Origin of the sequence: Phycicoccus jejuensis, from assembly GCF_000720925.1 — a bacterium.
Lineage (GTDB): Bacteria > Actinomycetota > Actinomycetes > Actinomycetales > Dermatophilaceae > Phycicoccus > Phycicoccus jejuensis.
The window spans coordinates 71,230-94,873 of the sequence record NZ_JOEE01000011.1 but is presented as its reverse complement, the minus strand read 5'-3'; the positions used below and the strand labels follow the sequence as shown (position 1 = coordinate 94,873).

Annotated in this window: 25 protein-coding genes; 8 read left to right on the top strand and 17 right to left on the bottom strand. The window is 74.7% G+C overall.

Annotation, left to right across the window (positions count from 1 at the left end; all coding sequences use genetic code 11):
* The coding region (locus IG69_RS0118040; RefSeq protein WP_030529562.1) for a hypothetical protein at positions 1-286 on the bottom strand (286 nt) is incomplete at its 3' end.
* Positions 287-606: 320 nt separating this feature from the next.
* Between IG69_RS0118040 and IG69_RS21325 the strand changes: the two genes are divergently transcribed.
* From IG69_RS21325 to IG69_RS0118020, 4 genes are read left to right on the top strand one after another with little or no spacing between them, the layout of a single operon-like run.
* A complete protein-coding gene (locus IG69_RS21325) occupies positions 607-1,242 on the top strand; it encodes a hypothetical protein (protein WP_051750725.1) in 636 nt (211 codons plus the stop codon).
* Positions 1,243-1,252: 10 nt separating this feature from the next.
* Positions 1,253-2,551, top strand: a complete 1,299-nt coding sequence (locus IG69_RS0118030; RefSeq protein ID WP_030529560.1) for a magnesium transporter MgtE N-terminal domain-containing protein — start codon at positions 1,253-1,255, stop codon at positions 2,549-2,551.
* On the top strand, positions 2,544-3,104 hold the full coding sequence (locus IG69_RS0118025; RefSeq protein WP_051750724.1) for a DUF1003 domain-containing protein: 561 nt from the start codon (positions 2,544-2,546) through the stop codon (positions 3,102-3,104). The genes IG69_RS0118030 and IG69_RS0118025 overlap by 8 nt, the downstream gene beginning before the upstream one ends.
* A gap of 10 nt (positions 3,105-3,114) precedes the next feature.
* Positions 3,115-4,248 carry an Mrp/NBP35 family ATP-binding protein gene (locus IG69_RS0118020; protein ID WP_030529558.1) on the top strand — a complete coding sequence of 378 codons (1,134 nt, stop codon included), beginning with the start codon at positions 3,115-3,117 and terminating at the stop codon, positions 4,246-4,248.
* Positions 4,249-4,278: 30 nt separating this feature from the next.
* Here the strand turns inward: IG69_RS0118020 and IG69_RS21320 are convergent, their stop codons facing one another.
* From IG69_RS21320 to sigE, 4 genes are read right to left on the bottom strand one after another with little or no spacing between them, the layout of a single operon-like run.
* A complete protein-coding gene (locus IG69_RS21320) occupies positions 4,279-4,830 on the bottom strand; it encodes a twin-arginine translocase TatA/TatE family subunit (RefSeq protein ID WP_051750723.1) in 552 nt (183 codons plus the stop codon).
* Between the two features lie 27 nt (positions 4,831-4,857).
* The gene (locus tag IG69_RS0118010; RefSeq protein WP_036830596.1) at positions 4,858-6,207 is read right to left on the bottom strand and encodes a S1C family serine protease; all 1,350 of its coding nucleotides are present in this window, start codon (positions 6,205-6,207) and stop codon (positions 4,858-4,860) included.
* On the bottom strand, positions 6,204-6,758 hold the full coding sequence (locus tag IG69_RS0118005; protein ID WP_030529555.1) for an anti-sigma factor family protein: 555 nt from the start codon (positions 6,756-6,758) through the stop codon (positions 6,204-6,206). Before IG69_RS0118005 ends, IG69_RS0118010 begins: the two co-directional genes overlap by 4 nt.
* A complete protein-coding gene (sigE, locus tag IG69_RS0118000; RefSeq protein WP_051750730.1) occupies positions 6,755-7,378 on the bottom strand; it encodes an RNA polymerase sigma factor SigE in 624 nt (207 codons plus the stop codon). The genes IG69_RS0118005 and sigE overlap by 4 nt, the downstream gene beginning before the upstream one ends.
* 135 nt (positions 7,379-7,513) lie before the next feature.
* On the opposite strand from sigE, the gene IG69_RS0117995 reads away from it, so the two are divergent.
* Positions 7,514-8,149 (top strand): O-methyltransferase, encoded by a 636-nt coding sequence (locus tag IG69_RS0117995; protein ID WP_030529553.1) that lies wholly within the window; start codon positions 7,514-7,516, stop codon positions 8,147-8,149.
* A gap of 9 nt (positions 8,150-8,158) precedes the next feature.
* Here the strand turns inward: IG69_RS0117995 and IG69_RS0117990 are convergent, their stop codons facing one another.
* The 8 genes from IG69_RS0117990 to dapE all read right to left on the bottom strand — a co-directional run bounded on the left by IG69_RS0117990 (position 8,159) and on the right by dapE (position 15,086).
* Positions 8,159-8,515: a hypothetical protein gene (locus IG69_RS0117990; protein WP_030529552.1), complete on the bottom strand. Its 357-nt coding sequence runs from the start codon at positions 8,513-8,515 to the stop codon at positions 8,159-8,161.
* A gap of 189 nt (positions 8,516-8,704) precedes the next feature.
* On the bottom strand, positions 8,705-8,875 hold the full coding sequence (locus IG69_RS21805) for a DUF3117 domain-containing protein (protein WP_084696920.1): 171 nt from the start codon (positions 8,873-8,875) through the stop codon (positions 8,705-8,707).
* 125 nt (positions 8,876-9,000) lie between these two features.
* The gene (locus IG69_RS0117980) at positions 9,001-10,323 is read right to left on the bottom strand and encodes a hypothetical protein (RefSeq protein WP_245616192.1); all 1,323 of its coding nucleotides are present in this window, start codon (positions 10,321-10,323) and stop codon (positions 9,001-9,003) included.
* On the bottom strand, positions 10,310-12,367 hold the full coding sequence (locus IG69_RS0117975; protein ID WP_051750722.1) for a DivIVA domain-containing protein: 2,058 nt from the start codon (positions 12,365-12,367) through the stop codon (positions 10,310-10,312). The genes IG69_RS0117980 and IG69_RS0117975 overlap by 14 nt, the downstream gene beginning before the upstream one ends.
* Positions 12,364-12,801 (bottom strand): SRPBCC family protein, encoded by a 438-nt coding sequence (locus IG69_RS0117970; protein ID WP_030529549.1) that lies wholly within the window; start codon positions 12,799-12,801, stop codon positions 12,364-12,366. The genes IG69_RS0117975 and IG69_RS0117970 overlap by 4 nt, the downstream gene beginning before the upstream one ends.
* A complete protein-coding gene (locus tag IG69_RS0117965) occupies positions 12,801-13,130 on the bottom strand; it encodes a DivIVA domain-containing protein (RefSeq protein ID WP_051750721.1) in 330 nt (109 codons plus the stop codon). Before IG69_RS0117965 ends, IG69_RS0117970 begins: the two co-directional genes overlap by 1 nt.
* 48 nt (positions 13,131-13,178) lie before the next feature.
* Positions 13,179-13,907 (bottom strand): LOG family protein, encoded by a 729-nt coding sequence (locus tag IG69_RS0117960; protein ID WP_051750728.1) that lies wholly within the window; start codon positions 13,905-13,907, stop codon positions 13,179-13,181.
* 72 nt (positions 13,908-13,979) lie between these two features.
* On the bottom strand, positions 13,980-15,086 hold the full coding sequence (gene dapE, locus IG69_RS0117955) for a succinyl-diaminopimelate desuccinylase (RefSeq protein ID WP_030529546.1): 1,107 nt from the start codon (positions 15,084-15,086) through the stop codon (positions 13,980-13,982).
* Positions 15,087-15,155: 69 nt separating this feature from the next.
* Here dapE and dapD point away from each other — a divergent pair, with 69 nt between their 5' ends.
* Together dapD and IG69_RS0117945 are read left to right on the top strand one after the other, a co-directional pair.
* The gene (gene dapD / locus IG69_RS0117950) at positions 15,156-16,079 is read left to right on the top strand and encodes a 2,3,4,5-tetrahydropyridine-2,6-dicarboxylate N-succinyltransferase (protein WP_030529545.1); all 924 of its coding nucleotides are present in this window, start codon (positions 15,156-15,158) and stop codon (positions 16,077-16,079) included.
* A 49-nt stretch (positions 16,080-16,128) separates the two neighbouring features.
* The gene (locus IG69_RS0117945) at positions 16,129-17,016 is read left to right on the top strand and encodes a hypothetical protein (protein WP_030529544.1); all 888 of its coding nucleotides are present in this window, start codon (positions 16,129-16,131) and stop codon (positions 17,014-17,016) included.
* A gap of 68 nt (positions 17,017-17,084) precedes the next feature.
* Here IG69_RS0117945 and IG69_RS0117940 read toward each other — a convergent pair whose 3' ends face one another.
* From IG69_RS0117940 to fdxA, 3 genes are all read right to left on the bottom strand, one after another.
* The gene (locus IG69_RS0117940; RefSeq protein WP_030529543.1) at positions 17,085-18,371 is read right to left on the bottom strand and encodes a citrate synthase; all 1,287 of its coding nucleotides are present in this window, start codon (positions 18,369-18,371) and stop codon (positions 17,085-17,087) included.
* Positions 18,372-18,459: 88 nt separating this feature from the next.
* Positions 18,460-19,620 carry a succinyldiaminopimelate transaminase gene (gene dapC / locus IG69_RS0117935; RefSeq protein ID WP_030529542.1) on the bottom strand — a complete coding sequence of 387 codons (1,161 nt, stop codon included), beginning with the start codon at positions 19,618-19,620 and terminating at the stop codon, positions 18,460-18,462.
* A gap of 4 nt (positions 19,621-19,624) precedes the next feature.
* On the bottom strand, positions 19,625-19,951 hold the full coding sequence (fdxA, locus tag IG69_RS0117930; RefSeq protein ID WP_030529541.1) for a ferredoxin: 327 nt from the start codon (positions 19,949-19,951) through the stop codon (positions 19,625-19,627).
* Positions 19,952-19,972: 21 nt separating this feature from the next.
* Here fdxA and IG69_RS0117925 point away from each other — a divergent pair, with 21 nt between their 5' ends.
* Complete coding sequence (locus tag IG69_RS0117925) at positions 19,973-21,013, top strand: GNAT family N-acetyltransferase (RefSeq protein ID WP_051750720.1); 1,041 nt, start codon at positions 19,973-19,975, stop codon at positions 21,011-21,013.
* Here the strand turns inward: IG69_RS0117925 and IG69_RS21315 are convergent.
* Entirely contained in the window at positions 20,982-23,642 is a 2,661-nt protein-coding gene (locus IG69_RS21315) for a hypothetical protein (protein ID WP_051750719.1), read from the bottom strand. The genes IG69_RS0117925 and IG69_RS21315 overlap by 32 nt on opposite strands.
* Positions 23,643-23,644: the final 2 nt, after the last annotated feature.

The following is a 23,644-nucleotide window of genomic DNA, read 5'->3' as shown; positions in this document are numbered from 1 at the left end:
GCCCCGTCGCGAGCGACATCCGCGTCGAGGCCATCGCGTCGACGAACCCCACCGGGTGCACCCGCTCCCACGAGCCCGAGCGCACCGTCGTCTCCACCCGAGCGCCCCACGCCCCCGCCACCGCCGTGGCTCCCTCGGCCGCGTTCACGACACCCTGCAGCTCCCCGGCGAGCGCGAACGCCTCCTCCGGCGACAGGCCGTGACCCTGCTCGACCAGCTCACGACCCAGCCGCGCGCACTCCTCGCGCAGACCCGCGATGCGGCGGGAGAGGGTCTCGGTGTCCATGCCTCAGTGTACCGAACACGTGTTCGACGGACAAGGGCCGACGAGGCTCGGTTCGCCCTCAGCAGAACAAAATTCGTCGTCGCGAGAGAAGCAGACCCCCCTCCGGCTCCCCTCCTGCCCGACCCCCTCGCAGCCCCGCCGTCGTGGTCACGCCGTGCCGCCCGGGTCTCGCCGTGCCGGCGTGCCATGAGGCACCGGCCGGGCGAGGTCGCACCGGCAGGGCGAGACGGCACCGGCGGGACGCACCACGACCGCTCGTCCCGAGTGCGTCGCAATGCGAAGCAGCCGGGACGAGCGGGTGCTGTGGGAGAGTGCTGGACATGTCCGACGAGGCGACCACCGACGCCAGCGCCGCCGCCGACGTCACGCCCGCCGCGCCCGCTCCCCCGCGGGTCGACGTGACGAAGCTGCTCAACGAGGCCGCGTCCAAGTCGGGGCTGCTGTGGGTCCGCCTGCCGGACGGTTCGACGTACCCGGTCTGGCACGTGTGGCACGACGACGGCGACGAGCGGGGCACCGGGCCGGCGGCCTACGTCGTCTCCGGCCCCGGTGAGCAGCACCTGCCGTGGCTGCCCGACGAGGTCGAGCTCGTCCTGCGCAGCAAGGACACCGGCGGCCGCCTCCTCACCATCCACGCCACCACCAGCGTCCTCGAGCCGGGCACCGACGCGTGGGAGCAGGCCGCGGCGGTCCTGCGGCCCGAGCGGCTCAACGCCCCGGGCAGCGCCGAGGAGGTCCTCGAGCGCTGGCGGGCGCACAACACCCTCCACGTCCTCACCCCGCACGGCCGACCCGGCGAGCAGCCCGGCCACCACGGCACGAGCAGCGGCGCGGCCCCCGTCCGACCCGCGGCGCCCGCGACCGCGCGGTGGCGCCCCTGGCACTGGCGCGGCCGGGCCGGCGCCCGGCGCAACACCCCGGACGAGCCGTCCACGCCCCCCTCCGACGGCGGATAGCCTGTCGGACGTGAGCACGCCGACCCGGGCCTTCGTCGGCCGCCTGTCCGAGCTGGACGTCTTCGACCCGCTCGGCGACAAGGTGGGCCGCGTTCGCGACGTCGTCGTCACGTTCAGCGCCACGAAGTCCCGTCCGCGGGCCATCGGCCTCGTCGTGGAGGTGCCGGGCCGCCGCCGCGTGTTCGTCCCGATGACCCGGGTCACGTCCGTCGAGGGCGGCCAGGTCATCACGACCGGCCTGGTCAACATGCGCCGCTTCGAGCAGCGCCCGAACGAGACCCTCGTCGTCGCCGAGCTCCTCGAGCGCACCGTCCAGGTCCGCACCGAGGACGGCGACATCGCGACCGCCACGGTCCAGGACGTCGGCATCGAGCAGCTCGGCCAGCGCGGCTGGAACGTCACCCGCGTCGCCGTGCGCCTCGACGCCTCGCGCCCCTCCCGCCTCGGCCGCCTCGGGCGCCGCCGTGGCGAGACCTTCGTCGCGACGATCGAGGACGTCGTCGGCCTGCGCACCGCGAGCGAGGGGCAGGGCGCGGCCAAGCTGCTCGAGACCTACGAGGACCTCAAGCCCGCCGACCTCGCCGAGGTCATCCACGACCTCAGCCCGCGCCGCCGCGCCGAGGTCGCCGCCGCCCTCACCGACGAGCGCCTCGCCGACGTCATCGAGGAGCTGCCCGAGGACGACCAGGTCGAGATCCTCGTCGGCCTCGAGGTCGCCCGCGCCGCCGACGTCCTTGAGGCGATGGAGCCCGACGACGCCGCCGACCTCCTCTCCGAGCTGCCGCCGGAGCGCCAGGAGGAGCTGCTCGAGAAGATGGACGCCGACGAGGCCGCGGACCTGCGCCGCCTCCTCACCTACGACGAGAACACCGCCGGTGGCCTCATGACGACCGAGCCGGTCATCCTCGGCCCGGAGGCGTCGATCGCCGAGGCCCTCGCCGTCGTCCGCCGCCAGGAGCTCTCGACCGCGCTGGCCTGCACCGTGTTCGTCTGCCGCCCGCCGCTGGAGACCCCCACCGGCAAGTTCCTCGGCGTCGTCCACATCCAGCGGCTCCTGCGCGAGGCGCCGCACCAGCCGATCGGCGGCATCCTCGACAAGGACGTCGAGCCGCTGCCGCCCACCGCGAGCCTGGGCCAGGTGACCCGGACGCTCGCCACGTACGACCTCGTCGGCATGCCGGTCGTCGACGAGGAGGGGCACCTGCTCGGCGCGGTCACCGTCGACGACGTGCTCGACCACATCCTTCCCGACGACTGGCGCGAGGAGCGCCACGACGTCGTCCCCCACGAGGAGGTGACCCGTGGCTGAGCGCGAGCGCCGCTCCCGCATCGACACCCCCCGCGAGGCCGGCCGGCGGCGCTTCACGCTGCCCGCCGCGTTCTCCGGGGAGGCCTTCGGCGTCCTGTCCGAGAAGTTCGCCCGGTTCATGGGCACCGCGTACTTCCTCATCGGGATGACGGTCTTCGTCGTCGTCTGGCTCGCCTGGAACACCTTCCTGCCGGCTGTGCTCCAGTTCGACCCCCGCTCGCTCAACTACACGCTGCTCACGCTCATCCTGTCGCTGCAGGCCTCGTACGCCGCCCCGCTCATCCTCCTAGCGCAGAACCGCCAGGCCGACCGCGACCGCGTCGCCCTGGAGCAGGACCGCTCGCGCGACGAGCGCAACCTCGCCGACACCGAGTTCCTCACCCGCGAGGTCGCCGCACTGCGCATCGCCATGCGCGACACCGCGACCCGCGACTTCGTCCGCAGCGAGCTGCGCGACCTGCTCGACGAGATGGAGGAGCGCGGCCTCGTCGTCGTGCAACAGCCCCCCGCTCCGGCCGGGGCCGACGACGGCCGGACCGCGCCGCGGACCTAGACTCGGGGGTATGCCGCAGGTCAGCACCGACGTCCTCCACGCCGCCCTCGAGAAGGTCATCGACCCCGAGATCCGGCGCCCGATCACCGAGCTCGGGATGGTCGGCGACCTCGCGTGCGACGACGACGGCCGCGTGGCCGTCACCGTCCTGCTCACCGTGGCCGCCTGCCCGCTCAAGGACACGCTGACCCGGGACACGACGAACGCCCTGGCGGCGGTCGACGGCGTCACCGACGTCAGCGTCACCCTCGGCGTCATGAGCGACGAGCAGCGCGCCGAGCTCAAGACGAAGCTGCGCGGCGGCACCGCCGAGCGCGAGGTCCCCTTCGCCAAGGCCGGCTCGCTGACCCGCGTCTACGCCGTCGCCTCCGGCAAGGGCGGCGTCGGCAAGAGCTCGGTCACCGCCAACCTCGCGGCCGCCCTCGCCGCGCAGGGCCTGCGCGTCGGGGTCGTCGACGCCGACATCTACGGCTTCTCGATCCCCCGGATGCTCGGCGTCGAGCACAAGCCGACCCAGGTCGACGACATGATCATGCCGCCGGTCAGCCACGACGTGAAGGTCATCTCGATCGGGATGTTCGTGCCCGGCAACCAGCCGGTCGTCTGGCGCGGGCCGATGCTCCACCGGGCGCTGCAGCAGTTCCTCGCCGACGTCTTCTGGGGCGACCTCGACGTCCTCCTCCTCGACCTCCCGCCGGGCACCGGCGACATCGCGATCTCCGTCGCGCAGCTCATCCCGGGCGCCGAGATCCTCGTCGTCACGACGCCGCAGCAGGCGGCCGCCGAGGTCGCCGAGCGCGCCGGCTCCATCGCCCTCCAGACCCACCAGCGGGTCGCCGGCGTCATCGAGAACATGAGCTGGCTCGAGCTGCCCGACGGCTCCCGCGAGGAGATCTTCGGCTCCGGCGGCGGCCGTGAGGTCGCCGAGTCCCTCTCGCGCTCGATCGGCGCCGAGGTCCCGCTGCTCGGCCAGATCCCGCTCGACACGCGCCTGCGCATCGGCGCCGACCAGGGCAGCCCGGTCGTCCTCGGCGAGCCGGACTCCCCCGCCGCGGTCGCGCTGCGGGGTATCGCCTCCGGCCTCGCCACGCGCTCGCGCGGCCTCGCCGGTCGCTCGCTCGGCCTCTCGCCGGTCGGCCGCTGACGACCCTTCCGACGCGGCCGGCCGGGCCGGTCAGGTCGCGTCGGTGTCGAACGGTGTCGGCAGCGCGGGGTCGAACGCCGTCGGCGTCATCCACGGCTGCACGGTGACGTACTCGTCGTCGTAGCCGTCCTCGACGTACCCGTCGCCGAGGTCGGCGTCGGTGTCGGAGGGGGTCGACGCGGCGGCCGACCCGTTCGCCGCCGCAGCGGTCGCCCCGGCCGCGGCCCCGGCCGCTCCGGCGGCGGCCGCGTCACCCGCCGGACGACGCACCCGGGCGGCGTCGCGCACGCTCGAGATCTCGCCGCGCACCGGGGCGACGGCCTCGTCGAGCGGGTCGAGCAGCGCCTCGCGGACGATGCGTCGGGGGTCGTACTGGCGCGGGTCGTACTGACGCCAGTCGATGTCGTCGTACTCCGGGCCGAGCTGGTCGCGCAGCGAGTCCTTGGCGCCCTCGGCCATCACCCGCAGCCGGCGGATGCCGTGCGCGAGCTTGGCCGCGTACTCCGGCAGCTTGTCCGGGCCGAGCACGAACACCGCGATGAGTGCGAGCAGGATGATCTCCCACCCGTTGACGCCGAACACCGCGTCACGCCCCTTCGCTGCGGGGGGTCACTCCGACCCCTGGAGCACCATGGTGACATCCCGCTCCCGACCGTCGCGCACGATGGTCAGCTTGACGGACTCCCCGACCTTGCGCGCGCGGATCTTGACGACGAGCTCGCCGTCGTCCGTCACCGGCCGGCCCTCGAAGGCGGTGATGACGTCGCCGGCCTCGATGCCCGCCTCGTCCGCCGGTCCGCCCGGGTTGACCGCCGGGTCGCCGTCGGGCCCGTCGTCGGCGACGCGCACGCCCTCGCCGTCGTAGGAGCTGTCGAGGTACACGCCGATGATGGGGTGCTCGGCCTTGCCGGTCCTGATGAGCTGGTCGACGGTCGTCGCGACCTGGTCGCTGGGGATGGCGAAGCCGACGCCGATGTTGCCGCTCTGGCCGCCGAGCGAGGTGCCCGGCACCCGGGCGATGGCGGAGTTGACGCCGATGACCCGGCCCTGCATGTCGAGCAGCGGGCCGCCCGAGTTGCCGGGGTTGATCGCGGCGTCGGTCTGGATCGCGTTGATGAACGACTGGTCGTCCTGCTGCCCCGGCGTGACGGGACGGTCGAGCGCACTGACGATGCCGCTCGTCACGGTCGAGTCGAGGCCGAGCGGCGCGCCGACGGCGATGACCTCGTCACCGACGACGACGTCGGCGGAGCTGCCCACCGGCAGCGGCGTGAGGTCGGCGCCCTCGACCCGCACGACGGCGAGGTCGTAGGACCCGTCACGCCCGACCACCTTGCCGGACACCTGCTTCCCGTTCGAGAGGACGACGGTGATGGTGGAGTCGCCGGCGCCGGCGACGACGTGGTTGTTCGTCACCACGTGCCCCTGGTCGTCGTAGACCCAGCCGGAGCCGGTGGCGCCACCGTCCGCCCCCTCGACACGCAGCGTCACGACGCTCGGCAGCGCCGTGGCGGCGATGTTGGCCACCGAGCCGCGCGGCCGGGTCGTCGCACCGGCCCCGGGCTGCGGGGCGGCGACGGCCGTGCCCGACGAGCCCGAGCCGCGGTCGGCCAGCGCACCACCGACGATGCCACCGGTCGTGCCGGCCACGAGGGCTGTCGCGAGGGCCACGCCGACGAGCGCGCCCCACCCCGGGCCGCGCCGGCCGGGACGGGGCTCGGGCTGCGAGACGGGGTGGGCCGCCGAGGCGGAGGGCGGCACGGGCGGGGCGCCCCACGAGCCGCTGATCGGCTGGTACGGCGGCGGGGGCGGGCCGGCCGGGAGCTCGGTGGTCGGCTCCGCGCCGGCGGCGCTCGCCCACTGCGGCTCCGCGGCGGGCACCGGCTCGGTCGCCGGGCCGCTCGGGGGCTCGCGGTCCCACGGCTGCCAGTCGTCGGACCCGCGGTCCCGTTCGCTCATGGCGTCGATTGTGCCTGCTGGCGCGACGACGCGGGCGGGGAGGTGCGCGTCGTGAGGCTGACCTGCGCGAACGCCGTCGTCCCGTGCGGGACGGCGACCCGCGTCGTCGCGGAGGCGGGCCCGGCCGGGGAGCCCGCGGGCCGCACGACGGCGGGGCTGCCGATGACCGTCAGGCTCCAGGCGGCCGCGGCGGAGACGCCCGCCGCGGCGGCCGCCACGACGGTGGCGCGCAGCGCGCTGCGGTGGCAGGGCGGGGCGGACGGGGCGAGCAGCCGGAGGGGGTCCGGTCCGGCGGCCGCCGCCGGCGCGGAGGTGGCCGACGGCTCGAGGTCGCGCGCGAGGGCGAGCAGGGTCACGCGCAGGTCACCGGGCATCGACGGTGCGCCGGCGAGGGCCGCCCGCAGGCGGCGCTCCTGACCGACCGCGTGACGGCACATCTCGCAGGCGACGAGGTGCCGGTCCCAGGCCTGCTCGCGGGACGCGCCGAGACGGCCGGCGGCGTACTCCGAGAGCTCGTCGCCGAGGCACTGCACGCCCGCGCGGGCCGTCATACGACTCCGGCGGCGGGTCGCCGGACGACCGGGCCGCGGCGGGTGGGAGCGGTGACCTCGGGGCGCGGGCGGGGGGCCCGGTGGGCGAGCGCCTCGCGCAGCTGGGCCCGGCCGCGGTGGATGCGCGAGCGCACCGTCCCGAGCTTGATGCCGAGCGTCGCGGCGACCTCCTCGTAGGAGAGGCCCTCGATGTCGCAGAGGACGACCGCGGCGCGGAAGTCCGGCGAGAGCGCGTCGAGCGCGCGCTGGACGTCGTCGTCGAGGTGGGTGTCGGCGAAGGTCTGCTCGGGGCCGAGGTCGCGGCTCGGCAGGCGCGCTGCCGACTCGTCCGAGAGGGCGTCGAAGCGGATGCGCTGCTTGCGGCGCATCTTGTCGAGGAAGACGTTGGTCGTGATCCGGTGCAGCCAGCCCTCGAAGGTGCCGGGCTGGTAGGTGTGCAGCGAGCGGAAGACGCGGACGAAGACGTCCTGCGTGAGGTCCTCGGCGTCGTGGACGTTGCCGGTCAGACGGTAGGCGAGGCGGTAGACGCGGGCCGAGTGCTGCTCGACGACCTCCTCCCACGACGGGGGCACCCACGCGGTCCCCGTGCCCACCGGGGCCGGGTCTGCGGTCGTCGCCATCGGTTCCTCGCTCACCACGCTGCTCATGCCACCCATCGATACGTGCCGGAACCGAGAATTGTTCCCGGGAAGGCTGAACGCCGGCTGGGAACCGGTGGCGCGCCACCCCCTGCCGGGCGCACTAGGGTTGCCGCCATGAGCGGACTGAAGCCGGCCAGCTGGTCCTACGCGGAGGAGTTCGTCCCCGAGCCCGAGGTCGTCGAGGCGGCCCGCCGCCGGGGCGCCGAGCTCGACGCCGCCTCCCCCGTCGGCACCGGGGCGGGCGCCGTGCTGCGCCTGCTCGCGGCGAGCGTGCGGGCCAAGCACGTCCTCGAGGTCGGGACGGGCGCCGGCACCTCCGGGCTCTGGCTGCTCTCGGGGATGCCCGACGACGGCATCCTCACGACGATCGACGTCTCGGCCGAGCACCAGCGGCTCGCGCGCCAGGCGTACGCCGAGGCGGGCTACCCGCACCAGCGCACGCGCGTCATCACCGGCGCCGCCGCCGAGGTCCTGCCGCGGATGGCCGACGGTGGCTACGACATGGTCCACGTCGACGCCGACAAGGACACCTACCCGACCTACGTCGAGCACGCGGTCCGGCTGCTGCGCAGCGGCGGGGTGCTCGTCGTCGACAACATGCTCTGGCACGACAAGGTCGCCGACCCCGCCTCGCGGGACGCCACGACGACGACGCTGCGCGACCTGGGCAAGACCCTGCGCGACCACGACGACCTCGTCGCCGCGCTCCTGCCGGTCAGCGACGGCGTGCTCGTCGCCGTCCGCCGCTGAGGACCGGCGTCAGCTGACCGAGGGCCCCGCGCCCCGGCGGAAGCCGGCCGGGCCCTCGGCGATCGCGACGACCTCCCACTCCTCGATCGTGCTCGGCGCCGACCCGATGATCGCGCTGCCCGGCGCGGTGGCCGCCCCCGGCTCGAACCCCTCGCGGAAGTGCTGCCGCTCCTGCTCGCTGTCGAAGACGTAGGTGCCCTCGAACCACTCGCCCTCGCGCATCCGCCACACCTTGAAGGCCAGGCCGTCGAGGAACATGAAGCGCGCGATCGAGGTGCCGACGACGTACTCGCGCAGCTCGTCGGCCACCCCCGCAGGGGCGTCCTCGAGCGACCAGCGCACCGTCAGTCCGTAGCCGGCGTTCATCCGTGGGTCCTCCTCGGCCGCCGTGTCCCGGCGGGTCGTCGTGTCGTGGCCCTCGACCGTAGGCGGGGGCGGCGCGGCGGCGCCACACCGTCTCACCGCGTACCCCGCACGCTCGCCGCGACACCTCCCCCGGACACGACGGAGCCCCCACCGGATGATCGGTGGGGGCTCCCGTCGGCGGCCTGCCGGTCAGAGACCGTCGCAGTTGTCGATGGCCTCGCCCAGCGCGCGCACCTCGTCGGGGGTCATCTCGACGACGAGCCGCCCACCGCCCTCGAGGGGCATGCGCAGCACGATGCCGCGACCTTCCTTGGTGACCTCGAGCGGGCCGTCGCCCGTCCTCGGCTTCATTGCCGCCATGGCGTGATTCCCTTCTTCGTCGCGGCAGCGTGGGTCGCGCCGCGTCCTGCTCGACGCCGGACCGCCGAGACTCGGAGACCATTATCGCAGCAGGCTTGCGGCGTGGCGAAATCCGAACCCGCACGTCACGGGGGGAAGGAGCCCCACGGGGTGTACGTGAGGAGGCTGCAGGTCCACCAGAGGATGCCGCCGACGAGGACCACGACGACGACGGCCACCCGCCGTTTCCAGTGCGGCACGACCTGCCCGCCGTCGGCCGTGCGCATCGCGACCGACGCCACGAGCGCGGCCAGCGGCATGTCGAGGAGGAGGAAGCGCCACATCGAGGTGATCGGCCGGACGACGGCGAAGAGGAAGAACGGGTAGGCGAGGGCCCACACGCGCATCTCGACGCTCATCCAGCGCCCGTGCCGGCCGAGGACGAGCGCGACGTAGGTGGCGGCGAGGGCGACGAGGACGAGCACGCCGGCCAGGCCCTTGCCGTCCCAGGCCCACTGGAACCACAGGACGAACGGGCCGTCGGCGGGCTTCTGGCCCCACGCGGCCTGCACGTCGAAGAACGCGGTCGGGACGCCGGTGGCGAACCCGGCGACGGCCGGCCACGCGATCGCGCTGACGCCGACCGAGGCGAGCATGACGACGATCCGCGGCCACTGCCCGGCGAGCGGGCGCAGCCCGGCGGCCCGCTCCTCGCGCCAGCGGACCCCGAGGTGGATGAGCACCGCGAGCCCGAGGGCCGGGGCGACGCCGCGCGTGAAGCCGAGGGGCAGGGCGACCGCCGCCACGAGGAGGTAGTGGCGCCGCACGAGGACGAGCAGCGCGGCGGCGACGAGGGCCACGGCGAGCGCCTCGGTGTACGGCTTGAGCATGATCGACGTCGTCGGGTAGAAGCACCAGAGGCACGCGGCGACGAGGGCGAGGCGCTCGCGCTGCGGCTGGCGCGCCGCGTGGTAGGTGCTGCGGAAGAGCGCGTGGATGAGCACGGCCCCGACGGCGCCGAGGACGAGGTTGAGGACGACCCCCGCGACCTCGAAGGACATCCCGGTGAACATCAGCCCCTTCACGAGGTAGGGGTAGAGCGGGTAGAAGGCCCACGCGCTGTAGGTGATCCGCCCGTTGTCGGCGTCGCGCGGCAGCGGGACGGGGTAGCCGTCCTCGACGATGCGGTGGTACCAGACGCCGTCCCAGAGCCCGACGAGGTCGCCGACGGTGGGGTCCTGGTGGCCGACGCCCGCGGGGTTCTGGAACCAGGTCGCGGCGACCCAGAGCGCCGCGAGGGCGACGACCCGCGAGACGGCGTACACGGCGAGGATGGTGAGGACCGGCCGCTGGAGGGCGCGCCCGGCGAGCTCGTGCCGCCCGGCGGAGGTCGCGAGGCGGCGCAGCAGCGGGCCGCGACCGGTGCCGGTCACGGCCTCGGTGGCGGGGGCCAGCTCAGCCTGCGCCATCGGTCAGCCTCCTCACGTCCCAGAGATACACCCCGTCGAGGTGCTGCGGGTCACCGAGGAGCGTCACGAGAGAGTCTCGCAGGGAGCCGGCCGCCGGGCGGTCGTCGGGCAGGACGACGGCGTCGACGCGCCCGTCGCGCAGGTTCTCGACGAAGCCGGCCCGCTCCTGCGCGCTCGCGGGGACGACGACGTCGGTCTGCGCGACCTGAGCCAGCCACACGGTGAGCCCGGTCGGGGTGGCGCCGTACTGGCCGCCCCGGTCGGGGCCCCCGTTCGGGCCGACGAAGTAGCCGGCGACGACGGGGAAGCCCCAGCGGGCGGCGGCCTGCCACTCCAGGGCGCGCGCGTCGGCGACGTTCGGCGGGGGCACCGCGAGGACCGAGCCGCCGTCGTCGACGTGCTCACGCCACGTGCCCTGCGTGAAGAACGCGGGGACGACGGGACGCGGGTCGACGACGAGGGGGGTCGGGACGACGGGCAGCAGGGCGACGACTCCTGCGGCGAGACCGAGCGCGAGCCCGGGCCCGGGCTGGTCGGCGAACCGGTCGACGGCCCGCCGCAGGTGCTCGACGCCGAGGGCGAGGAGCACCCCGAGCACCGGGAGGGCGACGAGGGTGAACCGGGTCGGCAGGACGTTCTGGACGACGGGCACGAGCTCGAGGAGCGCCCACGGCCCGGGTATGCCGAGCGCCGTGCCGTGGAGGGTGACCTCCTCGCCGAGCGAGAGCCAGCAGGTGACGACGACGACCGCCGCCAGCGCCCGGACGACGACGCTGCGCCACAGCGCGACCACGGTGAGCCCGACGGCCACCCAGAGGGCGACGCCGAAGAACGAGTTCTCCTCGGTGCGGTTCATCGAGAGGGCCGCGGACGCCCACGGGTCCGCCCCCACGGTGCGCGTGGCCCTCCCCCACAGCTGGGCGAGGTCGTTGCCGCCGGGCGGGTGCCAGATGGAGGCGTAGCTCTGCGGGCCGAGGAACTGCCACCAGAGGGGGAAGCCCACGAGCACGAGGGCGACGAGGCCGGCCACCCCGCCGCCGGTGAGGAGCGGGCGCCAGCGGACGCGCCCGTGGGCGGCCCACACGACGCCACCGACGAGCAGCCCGACCGCCGTGAGCAGCAGCACCTCCTCGCCGATGAGCACCTGCCACGCGACGAGCAGCCCGAGGACGACCCCGTCGCGCATCGGACGGCGCCCCTCGGCGAGCCGCAGCACCCGGTCGACGATCACCGGCACGAGGGCCTGGACGACGAAGTTGGGGTGCCCGTTGGCGTGGCTGACCATCCCCGGGCCGAACCCCGCGAGCGCCCCCCCGAGGAAGGCGGCGAGCGGGTGCACCGCGAGCCGCCGGCGCACGAGCCAGTACCAGCCGCTCGCCGTCAGGGCCAGGCCGAGGAGCTCGACGAGGACGAAGGTGACCTCCGGCCCGGCGAGGAGGGTGAGCGGGGTCAGCGGCACCCCGAGCCCGAGGACCGCGGCGTTGGCCATGAGGTTGACGCCCGTCGGGAAGTTCTGGAGGTCGCTGAGCAGCGGGTTGGAGAGCGTGGCGAGGTTGTGCGCGGTCGCCCCGAAGTACCACTCGAAGGCCTGCTGGTCCTGCACGCCCTGCGACAGGTAGCCGGTGCGGACCGCGCCGAGCAGGTGCATCGTCACGTAGGCCGCGACGAGGAGGTAGGCCAGCGGGGCGAGGAGGTCGGTGCGGCGCAGCGGCGCGGGGCGTCCGGCAACCGGGTCACGCCCGGGTGCCGGACGTCCTCGAGGGGGCGGCTCGTCCTCCCCCGCCCCCGTCGGGGCGGCGGGCGCCGGCGGCGCCTCGCCGCGCAGCACCCGCAGCTCGGCCTCGCGCTCGGCGATGCGGGCCTCGAGCCGGTCGACGACCTCGTCGACCTGGTCGGTGCGGTAGCCCCGGAAGGCCGTGCGGTAGGTGCCGGCCCGCGGGTCGTCGACGAGCACCTCGTCGTCCGTCCGCTGGCGGCCCAGCCACCACGCCGCGCCGAGGACCGCGCCGACACCGAGGACCGCCGCGAGGACCGACCAGGTCACGAGCCGCCCCGACGGCGCTCGGCGCCGGCCACGAGGCCCTCGACGACCTTGCCGAACAGCAGCGGTCCGAGGCGGTCGCCGACCGGGCGCGTCAGGCGGCGCAGGCCGGGGAGCCAGATCTCCTCGGTCCACGTGACGCGGCTGCCGGCGGGGTCGTCGTCGACGGTGATGTCGGCCCAGCCGCGCAGGAACCAGCCGGTCTTGACCAGCCGCAGCCGGCGCCCGGGCTCGAGCGCGGTGACGAGCATCCGGTCCGAGCCGGCGACCGGCCCGAGGCGGGTGACCGCGTTGACCTCGGCCCCGAGGGCGAGGCCGCCGTCGGGCACCTCGACGTCGGTGAGCGGGACGTGGGCGGTGTGGGCGCGCAGGTCGGTCACGGCGTCCCAGGCGGCCTCGCGGGGCAGGTCGCTCGCGCGGCGGATCGTGAAGGCCATCAGGTCTCCCGGGAGGTGGGGTCGGTCGGGTCGGCGGGGGCCGGCGCCGCGGCGTCGCCCCGCAGCTCGGCGACGTCGCGCTCACGCGCCGCGAGGGTGTCGGCGAGGTCGAGCAGGTGGGCGTCGACCTCGTCCATCCGGTAGCCGCGGGCGGCGGTGTCGAAGCGGACGGAGCGCACGTCGGCGGCCGCCGGCTCGGGCGGCAGGCCGTGGTCGGGCGTGGTCGTCACGGCGTCGGCGAGGGGGTCGACGCGCAGGCGGCCGGTCGCCACGAGGGCCACGACGGCGACGAGCGCCAGCGCGACGAGGGCGAGCAGGACCGGGACCACGAGGGGGATCCTACGATCCGGACCTGCGGCCCGGCCGGGTCCTCGGTGTCACTCGGGCCGGGCCGTCGCGGCCCGCTGCTCGGCGACCGCCCGGTCGGCCTCGACGACGACGCGCACGGCCTCGTCGGGGTCGTCGGTGACGATGAGCAGCGCGAGGTCCTTCTCGCTGATCGTGCCGGCCGCCACGGCGGTCCCGCGCAGCCAGTCGAGCAGGCCGCCCCAGTAGTCGGTGCCGAGCAGGACGATCGGGAAGCTCGTGACCTTCTGCGTCTGCACGAGGGTCACCGCCTCGAAGAGCTCGTCGAGGGTGCCGAAGCCGCCGGGCAGGACGACGAAGCCGCACGCGTACTTGACGAACATCGTCTTGCGGGCGAAGAAGTAGCGGAAGTTGACGCCGAGGTCGACGTAGGGGTTGAGGCCCGCCTCGAAGGGCAGCTCGATGCCCAGGCCGACCGAGGTGCCGTCGGCCTCGAGCGCCCCCTTGTTCGCCGCCTCCATCGCGCCGGGACCGCCCCCGGTGATGACGGCGTAGCCGGCCTCGACGAGGGCCCGGCCGACGCGCTCGCCGAGCGCGTACTCGGGGCTGTCGGGGCGGGTGCGGGCCGAGCCGAAGACGCTGACCGCCGGGCCGAGCTCGGCGAGCGCCCCGAAGCCGGTGACGAACTCCGACGTCACCCGCATGACGCGCCACGGGTCGGAGTGGACCCACTCCGCGGAGCCGCGGCTGTCGAGGAGGCGCTGGTCGGTGGTCGAGCGCGGCACCTTGGACCGGCGCATGACGACCGGGCCCTGGTGGTAGTCGCGCTCCTGCGGCTGCTCGGGGGTCTCCACGGCGTCAGCCTAGGTGGCTCACCCGTCCGACCCGCGCAGCCAGCGCAGGAGGGCGGCCTCGCAGGCGTCGTACTGCGCCACCGGGCACTGCTCGTCGTCCATGTGGGCGAGGTTGGGGTCGCCCGGGCCGAAGTTGACGGCCGGCACGCCCATCGCCGAGAAGCGGGCGACGTCGGTCCAGCCCTGCTTGGCGAGGACCGGCAGGTCGAGGGCCTCGACGAACGCCTTCGCCGCGGGCAGGTGCAGGCCGGGACGCGCGCCACCGGCGTTGTCGCCGACGCTCACCTCGAAGCCGTCGAAGACCTCCCGGACGTGCGCCTCGGCCTCCTCCGGCGACAGCGAGGGCGCATAGCGGTAGTTGACGGTGACGACGCAGCGGTCGGGGATGACGTTGCCGGCGATGCCGCCCTCGACCTTGACGGCGTTGAGCGCCTCGGCGAACTCGAGCCCGTCGACCTCGACCGTCCGCGGCCGGTAGGCGACGAGCCGGGCCAGCACCTCGGCGGCGTCGTGGATGGCGTTGTGGCCCTTCCACGGGCGCGCCGAGTGCGCCGCGATCCCCTTGGTCGACACCTCGGCCCGCAGCGTGCCCTTGCAGCCGCCCTCGACGCGGCCGTCGGTCGGCTCGAGGAGCACGGCGAAGTCGGCGTCCTGGACGAGGTGCGGCGCCTGCTGCTCGACGTGGAGCAGCCCGTTGAACTCGCTGTCGATCTCCTCTCCCTCGTAGAAGACGTACGTGATGTCGCGGTTCGGCTCGGCGACCTCGTGGAGGACGCGGAGCATCACCGCCACCCCTCCCTTCATGTCGACCGTGCCGCGGCCCCACAGGACCTCGCCGTCTGCGCCGGGGACGCGGCGGGTCGGCAGGTTGGCCGGGTCGCTCGTCAGGGGGACGGTGTCGAGGTGGCCGGCGAGGACGACGCGCTCGGCTCGACCGAGCTCGGTGCGTGCGACGACCGTGTTGCCGAGGCGCGTGACCTCGAGGCGGCCGACGGCGCGGACGGCGGCCTCGACGGCGTCCGCGAGGGCCGCCTCGTCGAGGCTGACCGACGGGACGTCGCAGACCTGCGCTGTGAGGCTCGTGACGTCGAGGGAGAGGTCGAGGACGGGCGTGGGACCGGTCATGCCGACACCCTAGTGAGCGCTCGGCGGGGTCGTCCGGGGCGCCCGGGCCGCCCCCGTAGGCTGGAGACCATGACGCGCACCGCCTGGGGCCACGGCCTCCTGACCCGCACGGCCGAGGGCACCGTCCTCGACGCCTGGTTCCCCGCCCCCGCCCTCGGCGAGCCCGGCGGCTCCGAGGCCCCCGAGGAGCTGCGGGCCCTCGCGGTCGCCGACGAGGTGCGCGGCGTGGCCCGCGAGACGGTGACCGTCCGGGTCGACCTCGACGCCGCGCCGGCGTCGACGGAGGACGCCTACCTGCGCCTGCACCTGCTCTCCCACCGCCTCGCCGAGCCCAACTCTCTCAACCTGGACGGGCTCTTCGGGGTGCTCCCCAACGTCGTGTGGACCACCCAGGGGCCCTGCGCCGTCGAGGGCTTCGAGACCGTCCGCGCCCGGATGCAGGCCCGCGGCCCGGTCCAGGTCCTCGCCGTCGACAAGTTCCCGCGGATGGTCGACTACGTCCTGCCCACCGGCGTCCGGATCGGCGACGCCGACCGGGTCCGCCTCGGCGCGCACCTCGCGAGCGGCACCACCGTCATGCACGAGGGCTTCGTCAACTTCAACGCCGGCACGCTCGGGTCCTCGATGATCGAGGGCCGGATCAGCCAGGGCGTGGTCGTCGGCGACGGCTCGGACATCGGCGGCGGCGCCTCGACGATGGGGACCCTCTCCGGCGGCGGCACGGAACGCGTGAGCATCGGCAGGCGTTGCCTGCTCGGAGCCGAGGCCGGGCTCGGGATCGCCCTCGGTGACGACTGCGTCGTGGAGGCCGGGCTCTACCTGACCGCCGGCACCAAGGTGACGCTGCCGGACGGCACGGTCACCAAGGCCCGTGAGCTGTCCGGGCAGTCCAACCTGCTCTTCCTGCGCAACTCGGTGACGGGCACCGTCGAGGCCCGCCCGCGCGACGGGCACGGCATCGTCCTCAACTCGGCCCTGCACGCCAACGACTGACCGACCACCCGCTCCACCGCCAGACCCGTACCCCGGAGGACCGTCCCCCATGCCGCGCACCCGCAAGGGCTCCGTGACCCTCGCCGAGCAGCGCCGGCCCGCCCGCCGCGGCCGCCGGGTCGCGGCCGTGCTCGTGCTCGCCCTCGTCGTCGGGCTCGGTGTCGTCGGCTGGGGCGGCGTGCAGCGCCTCCTCCACGCGGTGTCCGGCGAGCAGTGCCGCGTCACCGCCGCCGGTACCACCCACGAGTGGGCTCCGGACCAGGCGAGCAACGCGGCCGCCATCACCGCGATCGCGGTCAAGCGGGGGCTGCCGCCGCGGGCCGCCTCCATCGCCCTCGCGACGGCGATGCAGGAGTCGAAGGTGCGCAACGTGCGCTACGGCGACCGGGACTCCCTCGGCCTGTTCCAGCAGCGGCCCTCGCAGGGCTGGGGCTCGGCCGAGCAGATCCTCGACCCCGAGTACTCGACGAACAAGTTCTACGACGCGCTCGAGAAGGTCAAGGGCTACACCTCGATGGAGATCGCCGTCGCGGCCCAGGAGGTGCAGCGCTCGGCCGCCGGGTCGGCCTACGCCCAGCACGAGGACAAGGCGCGCACGACGGCGTCGGTGCTCTCCGGCCAGACGGCGCGCGGCATCGGGTGCGCGCTCAAGGCCCCCGAGTCGGCCGGCGACCCCGACGCGCTCGTCGCCCTCGTGAAGAAGGACTTCGGCCTGACCGCCACCCGGCGCGACGGGACGGTGCGGGTGAGCACCGGCTCCTCAAAGGAGGCCTGGGCGGTCGCCTCGTGGGCCGTCGCCCGCGCCACCGACACCGGCGCCACCCAGGTGAGCACCCACGGCCTGCACTGGGACCGCTCGATGGACGACTCGGCGTTCACGTGGACCGACGGGGGCGGCGTCGGCGACCGCGAGGTCGTCATCCGCCTCGCCGCCTGACGGCTCACCCCGGACGCGCGACGGCCCGGCACCCCGTGGGGTGCCGGGCCGTCGGCGGGCGCGGTCGGTCAGCGCTGGTCGAGCGGCACGTAGGAGCGCTCGCCCTCGCCGATGTAGACCTGCCGCGGGCGGCCGATCTTCAGCGCCGGGTCGGCGATCATCTCGCGCCACTGGGCGATCCAGCCCGGGAGGCGGCCGAGGGCGAACAGGACGGTGAACATCCGCGTCGGGAAGCCCATCGACTTGTAGATGAGGCCGGTGTAGAAGTCGACGTTCGGGTAGAGCTTGCGCTCGACGAAGTAGTCGTCGGCCAGCGCGATCTCCTCGAGGCGCATCGCGATGTCGAGGAGCCGGTCGTTGCCGCCGGTCTTCGCGAGGATGCTGTGGGCGGTGTCCTTGATGATGGCCGCGCGCGGGTCGTAGTTCTTGTAGACCCGGTGCCCGAAGCCCATGAGGCGGACGCCGTCCTCCTTGTTCTTCACCTTCTTCATGAACTCCTCGGCGGTGTACTCGGCGCCGTCGATGCGCTCGAGCATCTCGAGGACCGCCTGGTTCGCGCCGCCGTGCAGCGGGCCGAAGAGGGCGTTGATGCCGGCCGAGACCGACGCGAAGAGGTTCGCGTGGGAGGAGCCGACGAGGCGCACGGTCGAGGTCGAGCAGTTCTGCTCGTGGTCGGCGTGCAGGACGAGGAGGAGCTCGACGGCCTTGACGATCTCGGGGTCGAGGTCGTACCGGGTCGCGGGGACGCCGAAGGTCATCCGGAGGAAGTTCTCGACGAGGCTGAGGTCGTTGTCCGGGTACAGGAACGGCTGGCCGATCGACTTCTTGTACGCGTAGGCCGCGATGGTCGGCAGCTTGGCGAGGAGGCGGATCGTCGAGATCTCGACCTGGTCCTCGTCGAACGGGTCGAGGCTGTCCTGGTAGAAGGTCGACAGCGCCGAGACGGCGGAGGACAGGACGGGCATCGGGTGCGCGTCGCGCGGGAAGCCGCGGAAGAACCCCTTGAGGTCCTCGTGGAGCATCGTGTGCTCGCGGATGCGGTCCTCGAAGTCGGTGAGCTCGGTCGGGGTCGGCAGGTTGCCGTAGATGAGCAGGTACGAGGTCTCGAGGAACGTCGAGCTCGTCGCGAGCTCCTCGATCGGGTAGCCGCGGTAGCGGAGGATGCCGGCGTCGCCGTCGATGTAGGTGATGGCGCTGGAGCAGCTGGCGGTGTTCGTGAACCCGGCGTCGAGGGTGACGTTCCCCGTCTCCTTGAGCAGCTTCGAGATGTCGTAGCCGCTGTTGCCCTCCGTCGCGGGGACGAGGGGGAGGTCGAGCTGCGTGCCCGCGGCGTGGAGGGTTGCTCCGTCGGTCATGTCGCGATCCTTGGGGTCGATGGGCGTTGGGCGTCCTTTCGACCCTACCCGCCGGTCACCGGTGGAAAAAACGGGGGCGACGTGACATTCAACGCTCGGGTCGGGCCAGACGACGGGCGGCGGCCTCGATGCGCTCGTCGGTCGCGGTGAGCGCGATGCGCACGTGCTCGCGACCGGCGGGCCCGTAGAAGTCCCCGGGGGCCACGAGCACGCCCCGGTCGGCGAGGCGGTCGAGGGTGGTCCGCGAGCCCTCGCCCGCGGTGGCCCAGAGGTAGAGGCCGGCCTCGGAGTCGTCGACGCGCAGCCCGAAGGCCTCGACGGCCGGCTGCAGGACCGCGCGCCGGGCGGCGTAGCGCGCCTTCTGCTTCTCGACGTGGCCGGCGTCGGACAGGGCCGCCACGAGGGCCCGCTGCACGGGCCAGGGGACGATCATCCCGGCGTGCTTGCGCACCTCGAGGAGCTGCCGCACGACGGCGGGGTCGCCCGCGACGAAGGCGGCCCGGTAGCCGGCGAGGTTGGACTGCTTGGAGAGCGAGTAGACGGCGAGCAGCCCCTCGTGCGAGCCGCCGCAGACGCGCGGGTCGAGGATCGAGGGCGTGGTGGGCGGTTCGGTCGAACCCGCCTCTCGCGGACGCCAGTCCAGCTCGGCGTAGCACTCGTCGGAGGCGACGAGCACGCCGTGCTCGCGGGCCCAGTCGACGACCTTGCGCAGGTGCTCGACACCGAGGACCTTGCCCGTCGGGTTGCCGGGGGTGTTGAGCCACAGCAGCCGCGGCGTGGTGGCGGGGGTGAGCGGACCGAGGGCGGTCAGCGCGTCGACCGCCATCGGCACCGCGCGGGCCAGCCGGGCGCCGACGTCGTAGGTCGGGTAGGCGACGCGCGGGAAGCCGACGACGTCGCCCTCCCCCAGCCCGAGGAGGGTCGGCAGCCACGCGACGAGCTCCTTGGAGCCGACCGTGGGCAGGACACCGGCGGGGTCGAGCCCCGGCACGCCGCGCCGCGCCGCGAACCAGGCGGCCACGGCCTCGCGCAGGTCCGGTGTGCCGTAGGTCTGCGGGTAGCCCGGGGCGTCCGCCGCCTCGGCGAGCGCGCGCTGCACGAGCCCGGGGGTCGGGTCGACGGGGGTGCCGACCGACAGGTCGACGAGCCCGTGCCCCGCGTCCGGCCCGAGGTCGGGGTCGGAAAAGGCGCTCGCCCGCTCCTTGGCCGGAGCGAGCGAGTCCCAGGGGAAGTCGGGGAGGGTCAGCACCCCGTCACTCGTCGTGCTCCTGCGGGGGCAGGTCGGCGATGATCGGGTGGTCCTTGGCGATGACGCCGAGCTTGGCCGCGCCGCCGGGGCTGCCGAGGTCGTCGAAGAACTCGACGTTCGCCTTGTAGTAGTCGGCCCACTGCTCGGGGACGTCGTCCTCGTAGTAGATCGCCTCGACCGGGCAGACCGGCTCGCACGCACCGCAGTCGACGCACTCGTCGGGGTGGATGTAGAGGCTGCGCTCGCCCTCGTAGATGCAGTCGACGGGGCACTCCTCGATGCAGGCCTTGTCCTTCAGGTCCACACAGGGCTGCGCGATCACGTACGTCATGCCGCCCATACTATTCACGCCATGAGCATCCCGGAGGGCGGCCCGCCGCCGCACTCCCCCGACGTCCCGCCCGTCGGGACACGCGTCGTCGTCCGGCACCGGCTCCCGGCGCCCGACCCGTTCTCGGGGGCGACGCTGACCGACGTCGTCGGCGACCTCCTCGCGGTCGATGCCGACCACCTGCTCGTCCGCACCCGCCGCGGCGAGGTCGCCGTCCCCCGGCCGTCGGTGACGGTCGTCAAGGAGCTGCCGCCGCGCCCGTCCCGGCGCGGCGCACCCCACCTCGCCCTCTCGGTCGACGACCTGGAGCGCGTCATGGTCGGCGCGTGGCCGGCGGCCGAGAACGAGCACCTCGGCGACTGGCTGCTGCGTGCGACGTCGGGCTTCACGCACCGCGCCAACTCCGCTCTCACGGTGGGCGACCCGGGCACGACGCTCGAGCGGGCCGCCGAGCTCGTCGAGGCCTGGTACGGCCAGCGAGGGCTGCCGTCGATGCTGACGCTCGCCGGGCCGGTCGGCGTCCGACCGGACGCCGACCCGCTCGGAGCCCTGCTCGTCGCGCGCGGCTACGTCCCCCGGGTCGCCACGAGCGCCCTCACCGCCGCCGTCGACGAGGTGCTGGCCGCCGTGCCGGAGCCGGCCCACGGAGGGCTGCGGGTCACGACCTCGACCACGCTCGAGGACCGCTGGTTCGACGCCTACCGCGGCTACCGCGAGGCGCCCGAGGGACCGGCGCGCGCCGTGCTCACCGGGTCGCCGGAGCAGGTGTTCGCGTCGGTCGAGGACGACGAGGGCGTCCTCGGCGTCGGGCGCCTGGGCGTGGCGTCGACGTGGGGCGGCATCGCCGCGATGTTCGTGGAACCGCGGGCCCGCCGGCGGGGTGTGGCCTCCGCGCTGCTGCGCCGGCTCGCCGGCGCGGCGGCCGACCGGGGTGTGCGGTCCCTGCACCTGCAGACCGACACCGACAACGCGGCCGCGCAGGAGCTCTACCGGAGGGCGGGGTTCGTCGTGCACCACGAGTACACGACGCTCACCCGTCCGAGGACGCCCGCGGGTCGATGAGCAGGGACTCGTCACCCGCCGGCGGTGGCGCGTCGAGCGGGGCGGTGGACGTCGCGTCCGGCGCCACGCGCACGTCGTCGTCGTCGGCGGAGAGCGGCGAGAGGGCCAGGGTGAGGACGAGCTGCGCGGCGAGCTGCGCGGTGTGCTCCTCGCGGCCGACGTAGGTGTACTCGCGGGGGTCGACGTACATCCGGCCGTCTGTCGAGCGGGCCTGCATCTGCACCGCGAGGGACAGGTGGTGGACCGCGGCCGCCCGGGCCCCGGCGCCGCGCGGCCCGTCGGCGAAGCCGAACGCCGCCGCCTGGGTGTCGAGCAGCGCGAAGGGCAGCACCTGCCCCTCCCCCCAGTCGCAGCCCTGGGGGTAGTAGACGCCGTACCCGGACCGGGTCGCGGCGTCGTCGACGTCACCGGCGTCGGCGGGGGGCCGCGGGCGGTACACGCTGCCTCCGGGCGCGGCGTACCCGTCGGCCACGTCGTACTCGGTGTCGACCAGCCCGGCGTACACCGCGGGCAGCCCGACGAACGCCGCCTGGGGCGCGTCGGTCCCCGCCAGCCGGGCCAGGAGCACGGCGTCGACGTTCTGGTAGGCGTTGGTCGCGTAGTCGGGGGCGACGCGGTCGTGGTTGACGACCGACCCGTCGTCCTCGACGTTCCAGCCCAGGAGGAGCGACCTCAGCGGGATCCCGTCGACCGTCGCCGTGCTCGAGAGGTCGGCACGGCGGCTGAACGAGTTCGCGAGCAGGCGCACCTGGGCCGCCCGCCAGACGTCGCGGCGCTCCGCGGTGGGGAGCATCGCCAGGGCGACGGCCGGGGCGAGGGCGAACCACGAGCTCTCCTCGGAGCCGGAGTTGCCCGGGCGCAGGACCACGCCGGACCTCGACACCATGACGTACGGCTCGGCCGTCGTCGCGAAGTCGGCCTCCGAGACCACCATGTCGCGCACGCACTCCCGGGTCCGTGCGGACAGGCCGGTCCACGACAGCCACGCCGCCCGGGCCGCGAGCGAGGACCACATCGTGCTCTGCCAGGAGTGCCCCCACCCGCCGACGCGCGTGGCCCGGTGCCGGCAGGCGACGGTGCCGACGACCCGGTCGACCACGGCGAGCGCCTGCGCCCGCGACATCCCCGCGTCCTGCGCGTCGTAGACGTCGGTGGCGAGCGCCGTCGACACCCCGAGCGCCTCCATGGACAGGCGCCGGACGGCGTCGGTCCGGTCGGCCTGCGCCGCGGCGTCCATCGGGCGGGCGAGCAGCGACGGAGCGGTCTTCGGCCACCAGGTCCTCAGGCCGTGCCGGACCGAGGTCCGCAGCACCGACTCGGCGTCGTCGCGGAGCGGGCCGTCGCGCAGCCCCTCGGCGAGGACGGCCGCGCCCGGTGCGACGACGACCGTCGGCTCCGGGACGGCGCCGACGTAGCCGACGAGGTCGACGACGACGTGCCCCCTGCCCCCGGACCGGACGACGGAGACCCCGCCGTCGACACCGAGGGGCACGAGCACCTGCCGGGCGACCGGGACGTCGTCGCGCGCGTTGACGTCGGACGTCGCGGGGGTGCGCTCCCCGGTCCCGACGAGGACGAGCGTGCCCGCGGCGCCCCGGCCGGGCACCGCGGTGACGGTGAGCAGGGCCGCCGAGGCGCCGGCCGGGACGCCCCCGCGCCCGGCGACCTGCTGGTCGAGCCGGCGGCCCGAGCCGACCGGGGCGCCGCTCGTGCGGGTGTCGACGAGACGCGTCGGCCGCAGCGCCTGGAGCCGCCCGCCCGCCGCGGAGGGACCGACGAGGTAGCCGACGACGTCGACGACGAGGTGCGTGGAGCCGGCCCCCATGGCGAGGGCCAGACGACCGTCCGGTCCGACGCCGACGAGCGCCTGGGTGGCGACGACCTGGTCGCGGACCGTGTTGCCGTTCGACGTGGAGGGGCGGGGGCTGCCGTTCGCCCACGAGAGCAGGGGCAGCCCGCTCGCGCTCGACGAGACCGACGTGAGGTTGGCGACGACGGCGGTGGCGCCGACGGGCACCGCGCCGGTGGTGACCCGCACCGTCGTCGGGACCGTCGAGACCCGACGCCCGGTCCGGCGGGTGTCCAGGACCCGCACGGGCGCGACGGCGTGCACGCCCGGTGTCGTGGGCCGGGGGCTCGCGGCGTACCACCCGACGAGGTCCACGACGACGTCGACGGCCGCGCCGCCGCTGGTGACGACGACCGCGCCGTCGGCCCCCGGTCGCGCGAGGACGGTGTTCGCGACCGCGCGGGCGCGGGGGAAGTTGAGGGACGACGCGGCAGGAGGTGTCGTGCCGGAGGCGTGGACGGTGAGGTGGCTCGTGCCGGAGGCCCCGACGGCGGTGACGTGCAGCTGCACCGCACCCACCCCGGCGGCGGGGAGCCCCCCGCGACCGACGACCGGGACGACGAGCCGCCCACCGGGGCGCAGCCTCTGGCCGGTGGTGCGGGTGTCGGCCAGGCGGGCGGGGAAGACGGCCCGGTAGCTGCCCGCCTCCGGTCGCGCGACGGCCGCCGCGGCGACCCCGCTGCCCGCCGCCGCCGGCGCGGCGACCGCCGTCGCCGGGGGCAGCAGGAGCGCCGCCACCACCGCGAGCGCGGCCCATCCACGCACCTGTCCCCGACCCACGT

Excerpts from the sequence above, each read along its gene's own strand:
- IG69_RS21805 (WP_084696920.1), bottom strand. The coding sequence starts at position 8,875 with ATGGCGGCAATGAAGCCGAGGACGGGCGACGGCCCGCTCGAGGTCACC.
- IG69_RS0117925 (WP_051750720.1), top strand. The coding sequence starts at position 19,973 with ATGAGCATCCCGGAGGGCGGCCCGCCGCCGCACTCCCCCGACGTCCCG.
- IG69_RS0117970 (WP_030529549.1), bottom strand. The coding sequence starts at position 12,801 with ATGGCCTTCACGATCCGCCGCGCGAGCGACCTGCCCCGCGAGGCCGCC.
- IG69_RS0117940 (WP_030529543.1), bottom strand. The coding sequence starts at position 18,371 with ATGACCGACGGAGCAACCCTCCACGCCGCGGGCACGCAGCTCGACCTC.
- dapE (WP_030529546.1), bottom strand. The coding sequence starts at position 15,086 with ATGACCGGTCCCACGCCCGTCCTCGACCTCTCCCTCGACGTCACGAGC.
- IG69_RS0118005 (WP_030529555.1), bottom strand. The coding sequence starts at position 6,758 with ATGACGGCCCGCGCGGGCGTGCAGTGCCTCGGCGACGAGCTCTCGGAG.
- IG69_RS21325 (WP_051750725.1), top strand. The coding sequence starts at position 607 with ATGTCCGACGAGGCGACCACCGACGCCAGCGCCGCCGCCGACGTCACG.
- IG69_RS0117995 (WP_030529553.1), top strand. The coding sequence starts at position 7,514 with ATGAGCGGACTGAAGCCGGCCAGCTGGTCCTACGCGGAGGAGTTCGTC.
- fdxA (WP_030529541.1), bottom strand. The coding sequence starts at position 19,951 with ATGACGTACGTGATCGCGCAGCCCTGTGTGGACCTGAAGGACAAGGCC.
- IG69_RS0118010 (WP_036830596.1), bottom strand. The coding sequence starts at position 6,207 with ATGAGCGAACGGGACCGCGGGTCCGACGACTGGCAGCCGTGGGACCGC.
- IG69_RS0117960 (WP_051750728.1), bottom strand. The coding sequence starts at position 13,907 with ATGCGCCGGTCCAAGGTGCCGCGCTCGACCACCGACCAGCGCCTCCTC.
- dapD (WP_030529545.1), top strand. The coding sequence starts at position 15,156 with ATGACGCGCACCGCCTGGGGCCACGGCCTCCTGACCCGCACGGCCGAG.
- IG69_RS0117990 (WP_030529552.1), bottom strand. The coding sequence starts at position 8,515 with ATGAACGCCGGCTACGGACTGACGGTGCGCTGGTCGCTCGAGGACGCC.
- IG69_RS0118020 (WP_030529558.1), top strand. The coding sequence starts at position 3,115 with ATGCCGCAGGTCAGCACCGACGTCCTCCACGCCGCCCTCGAGAAGGTC.
- sigE (WP_051750730.1), bottom strand. The coding sequence starts at position 7,378 with ATGGCGACGACCGCAGACCCGGCCCCGGTGGGCACGGGGACCGCGTGG.
- IG69_RS0117980 (WP_245616192.1), bottom strand. The coding sequence starts at position 10,323 with ATGGCGCAGGCTGAGCTGGCCCCCGCCACCGAGGCCGTGACCGGCACC.
- IG69_RS0117945 (WP_030529544.1), top strand. The coding sequence starts at position 16,129 with ATGCCGCGCACCCGCAAGGGCTCCGTGACCCTCGCCGAGCAGCGCCGG.